This is a genomic window from Streptomyces sp. (genome assembly GCF_036566765.1).
Taxonomy (GTDB): domain Bacteria; phylum Actinomycetota; class Actinomycetes; order Streptomycetales; family Streptomycetaceae; genus Streptomyces.
Window position 1 is genome coordinate 1 of sequence record NZ_DATCVQ010000768.1, and the last position, 4,987, is coordinate 4,987.

Consider the following 4,987-nt stretch of genomic DNA (forward strand, 5'->3'; position numbering starts at 1 on the left):
CGGCGCAGCATCAGCACGGCGAGCGCGGCGGCGAGGACTCCGGCCGCCGGGCCGAGGACCCAGCCGAGCAGCGGCCAGAGCCCGGCGACGAAGGCGAGTCCGGCGGTCACCAGGGCGGCGACGGGCCGGGAGCCGCCGGCCGTGAACGGCACGGGGCGGGCCAGGTGGCGCAGGTACGCGGGGTCGCAGAGCTCGTCGAGCCGGGCGAGCCTCGCGGCGCTGCCGGCCGGGGCGGAGCGGGCGGACAGCGCGACGAGCCGGGCCGCGACGGACCGCAGCGGCAGCGGGCGGGCGATCAGGGCCTCGGTGTGGTCGCGCAGGCCCGGAACCACCCCGGCGCGGGTGACCTCGGGCGGCAGCACGGGCAGCGCGATCCCGAACTCCTGGATCCTGCCGCGGTGTTCGAAGGTGAGTCGGGGCCCGCTCGCAGCGGTGAAGGCGTCCGCGACGGTGGTCCGGAACCGGGTCAGCGCCTCGGCGAGCCGCTCCAGGCCGCCGGGCAGGTCGACCTCGCGGCCGACGGCGGTGAACAGCCCGGCCGGACCGCGGATCTGCTCGCAGTCGGCGACCACGTCGGCGAGCGCCGCGTCGCAGTCCCGCAGGCGGTCGCCGGCCCGGCCGCCGGCCGGCAGCCAGTCGTGGCCGGCCAGGCTCGCGGGCACCGAGTCGTCGAGGAGCGGGGCGAGTTCGGCGGGCACCTGCTCGCCCGCGCCCTGGGCGGGCACGTCCTGTCCGGCGAGCCGCTCCAGGGCCTGCCGCCAGACCCTGGTCCTGGCCTCGTCGGTGAGGTCGTGCTCCAGCAGGCGTACGGAGGGGACGGCGACGCCGTGCACGACGCCGCCGAGGGCCCGCAGCACTTCCTCGAAGACCTCGGGCGTGGCGATCACGTCGACCAGCGGGCGCAGGGCCGCGTCGGGGTCGTGACCGCGGCCGTCGCCGTGCGGGTCCAGCAGCCACAGCACACCTGCGGAGGGCGGGCGCAGGGTGAGCGAGCGGCGCAGGGTCCGCTCGCCCTCCGCGCCGACGGCCAGGCAGACGATCCGGGCGGGGCCGTAGGAGGAGAGGCGCTCGTAGTCGCGCTGGTGGGCGACGATCCGGTCCGCGTCGTCGATGACGACGAACCGGCGCTCGGGGCCGGACTGCGGGACGTCGAGGGCCGCCTTGACGTCGTGATCGGGGTCCCTGAGATCCAGGACAACGGCGTGCCCGGGCAGGGGGCGGAGGTTCATTCCTCCTCACCGTCCGTCTCCCACGGGTAGCCGGTGCTCTCCGGCTCGCCGGACTCGCGAGCGTCGAAGGAGTCCCGGGAACCGAACGAGTCCCGTCGGTCGGCCGATTCGCGGCGGTCGGCGGGGTCGGCGTACGACGGCTGCGGCCGCTCCTCCCGCTGCCGGGGCACCCGCCGCTCGTCGTCGGGCGAGGGTCCCGGCCCCGAGTCCGGGGCGTGCCGGTCGTACAGCGCCTTCAGCGTCGGCCGGGTCGCCCGCGACGAGCCGGAGAAGCGCATCTCCAGGGCGCCGGGGACGGTGTGCTCCCAGAAGTGTCGGAGCGGCGCGAGCCATTCCTGGTCCTCCGCCCCGTACTCCTCGGTGAGTTCGTCGAGGAGCCGGAGCTGGCGCGGCAGCACCTTCTCCACGAAGTGGACGAAGAGCGGCGACGGCCCGACGGGGGTGTTCGCGAGGCCCGTCGGCAGCGTCCTCATCAGGCGCTCGCAGAAGTCCTCGATGATCTGACCCTCGTCGAGCAGCGCCCAGCGCTCGTACTCACGGAGCATCCCCGCCCAGCTGGACAGGGAGCCGTCGAAGCTCTCCAGGCGCAGCGACATCGTCGCCGACTCGCCCTCCTGGAGCCGGATGCGGACCAGGTCGGGCGAGTCCGCCGGGCCCTCGGTCTCGATCCGGCCGTTCCACATCGCGCAGAGCAGCCGGTGCAGGATGCGCTGCCGGTCCTCCTCGGTGCTGACCAGCCAGTCGTCCTGGTAGCCGAGGCGCTGGCGCCAGTGCAGGAAGTCGTCCTCGCCGGCCGTCTCGCGGGCCTCGGACCAGAGCTTGAGGACGCCGCGCACCTCGGAGATGTCGGTGAGGTTCATGCCGCTGCGGAAGAGCACGACGGTGATGGACTCGGTGTCGACGGCCCGGTACTCCTGGGCGGCGCGCGGCGGCAGGTTGAGCTCCTGGGCGAGGTAGCTCGACGCCCGGCCGTCCGACTCGCCCGCCGGGTGCACGATGAGGATCTTCATCGGCCCACTGCCGTCCGGGGTGAAGCCGACCGGCAGCAGCCCGGCGAGCCGGGAGCGGAACTGCTCCAGCCAGCGGGCGTCGACCTTCGACTCGGCGGACTCGTCGCCGGCGGCGGCCCGCAGCAGCAGGCCCATCGAGGGCAGCAGCGGCCGGGAGAACCGGTCCTCGTTGGCCTCGCCGAAGAGCTTCTTGACCCGCTGCTCGACGACCTGCTTGATCTCCTTGACGGCCGAGCCCGGGGAGCGGCGGACCGCGTCCAGGGCGCGCAGCCAGTCCTCCGGCCGGAGCATCCGGTCGAGCAGCCCGGCGGCCTCGGTGTTCTCCGGCAGGCCCTCGCTCTGCACGAGGCGGTCGAGGACGTCGTCGTAGAAGGCGCGCAGGCTGTTCTGCGGCGGCAGCAGGTAGGCGATGCCGGTGCGGTCGTCGCGGTAGAGCTCGCGGCGGCGGTCGGCGAAGAGCTTGCCCTCGTCCTGCTCGTGGGCGCGGAGCACCTTGGTGAGCTCGGCGAGCTCGTTGGCGATCCGGGTGAGCGGCGGCCGCCACTGTGCCTCGCCGGCCTGCCAGCCGCGGTGCCACAGGGCGTTGGCGCGCCAGCGGTACCAGCCGTCCTGCTCGGCGAGCGCCTCCTGGACGTCGGGGTCGCTCCAGCGGGCCGGGACGAGTCCGCCGACGCCGCCCTTGATACGGGGGATGTGCGGGGCGGCGGCCTGGACGTGCGGCGGGCGTTCGGGGTCGTTCTTGCGGTTGTCGAGCATGCCGGTGAAGCCGACCCGGCCGATCCGGTCGGGGTGTCCGGGCAGTCCGCCGAGCACCGTCTCCAGCTGGAACGGGCCGATCAGGCCGAGGAGTTCGCGGGCGCCGGTGCCGGGCTTGAAGTCCTCGGTGAGCCGGGGGATGTCGCGGGCGAGTTCGCGTTCCAGGCGCTGCAGGGCGTCGTGCATGTCGCCGAGCCGGTCGCGCAGGGCCTGGCTGATCGCCTTGGCGCCCTTGGGGAGTTGCTCGGGGACCTCGATCTCGGGGGCCTCGCGGGTCCAGAGTCGGCCGATCCCGGAGCGGGCGAACAGGTCGTGGACGCGTTCGGCGGCGTCGGGGGCGGGCCGGCGGGCCCGCTCGGTCATGCCGCGGACGGCCTGCGCGAGCAGCCGCGCGGCGACGATCTCGGCGAGGTCGTCGACCGGGACGGTGAGGGAGGCGGCGAGGCTGGTGGACATGCCGCGGTAGCCGATGCCGGAGCGGGCGGGCGTGGAGCGCTCGACGCTCTTGTTGATGAAGCTGGCGGCGAAGGACTGGTAGTCGTCGTCGGCGCGGGCGGCGGCACCGGTGTCCTCGCTCAGTTCGGTGCCGATGAGGGACATCACCATGGCGGTGATGGAGCGGCGCAGGTCCTCGGTGCGGATGACGGCGGGCTTGGAGAACAGGAACGCGGTCTGGACGGTGGACGGCCGCAGGGCGACGACCCCGTCGCCGGGGTAGTGGACGCTGATCCGGCCGCGCTGTTCGACGTCGCCGACGTCGGCGAGGGCGTCCGGTACGTTCTGGTCGTCGACGAGGCGGGAGAGGTCCACCAGGGCGCGGGCGGAGTTGAGTTCGGCCTCGCGGCCGCCGCCCGCCTCGGGCGGGAAGGCGGACGGCATGACGACCAGCGGGTAGATCTTCACGCCGGGCACCTTGGACTTGCGGAACTCGTGCCCGATGAGGTGGATGAAGTCGTAGAAGATCCCGGCGCCGGTGCCGCCGGCGACGGAGAAGGCGACGAAGACGTCGCAGCCGCGGATCCGGCCGCCGCCGACGCGCTGCAGGTCGCCGGCCGAGTTGCCGATCGCGCCGATCGCCTCGCGCAGCTGCCGCAGCACCGGCTCCAGGCCGGCGCGCATGGTCGCGAACAGCGCGGCCCGCCCGACAGTGGGCAGCTGCCCGGCCCCGTTGTGCAGCGGGGCGACGCGGGGCTGGCGGGCCTGCGGCGGGAGCCAGCCGCGGGTCTCCTCGTGCAGGGCGACCCGGAGCATCCGGGTCACCTCGGGCGAGCTGTCGTAGTCGGTGGGCAGCAGGTCGCGGACCATCCGGGAGGTCCGCGCGTACGCGGCGCCCTCGGCGCCCTTGGCCCGGAACTGCGGCTGACGCAGCAGCTCCGCCTCGCTGAAGTCCGCGTACACGAACTGCAGGCACTCGGGCAGCTGGAACGGCAGCCGCCGCCCGCCGTCGACGAGCGCGGTCCCGTCGGGCCCGCACAACTCGCGCCGCAGCCCGCGCTCCAGCTCGCTGCCGATGCGCCCGCCGGTCCCGCCCAGGCCGACGAAGAGCATGGGCTGGTAGATCTTCATGTCGTCTCCCCTTGGAGCGCGTTCTCGTGCGTGCTGCTGCGGTGGTCGGTGGTGCGGCCGGTCAGAAGTTCGGGTCCCATGTACGCGCTCCGGCGGGGTGTTCGTCGGGGTGCGGGGGCGTGCGCTCGGAGTGCCTTTCACCGTGTCGGTCACCGTCGCCGGGGCGGGACCAGCCGCTCCGCGGGTCCCGCTGGCCGGGCACGGGGCCGCGGCGGCCGCGCGCGGTGAGGCGGCCGAGCAGCCGGGACGGGCCTCCTGTGGAGGTGCGGCGGCCGGTGGGCCGGACGCCCTGGACGAGCAGGGCGCAGTCGTCCCCGAGCTCCGCGGGCTCGCCGGGCCGGACCGCGACGTCCCTGCCCCGGTTGGCGCGGAGCAGCAGCTCGCCGCCACCGGTACGGCGCAGCCGGTGCGCCCCGGCCCCGCCGG

The 4,987-nt window shown here is 74.8% G+C and carries 1 protein-coding gene and 2 pseudogenes; all 3 read right to left on the reverse strand.

Features of this window, described 5'->3' with window-relative positions; genetic code table 11:
- Positions 1–1,229: pseudogene (locus tag VIU94_RS44530) on the reverse strand (hypothetical protein); the annotation flags it as partial.
- Positions 1,226–4,561 carry a tubulin-like doman-containing protein gene (locus VIU94_RS44535; protein WP_331921439.1) on the reverse strand — a complete coding sequence of 1,112 codons (3,336 nt, stop codon included), beginning with the start codon at positions 4,559–4,561 and terminating at the stop codon, positions 1,226–1,228. The gene VIU94_RS44535 and the pseudogene VIU94_RS44530, both read right to left, overlap by 4 nt.
- 61 nt (positions 4,562–4,622) lie before the next feature.
- A pseudogene (locus VIU94_RS44540) lies at positions 4,623–4,987 on the reverse strand (hypothetical protein); the annotation flags it as partial.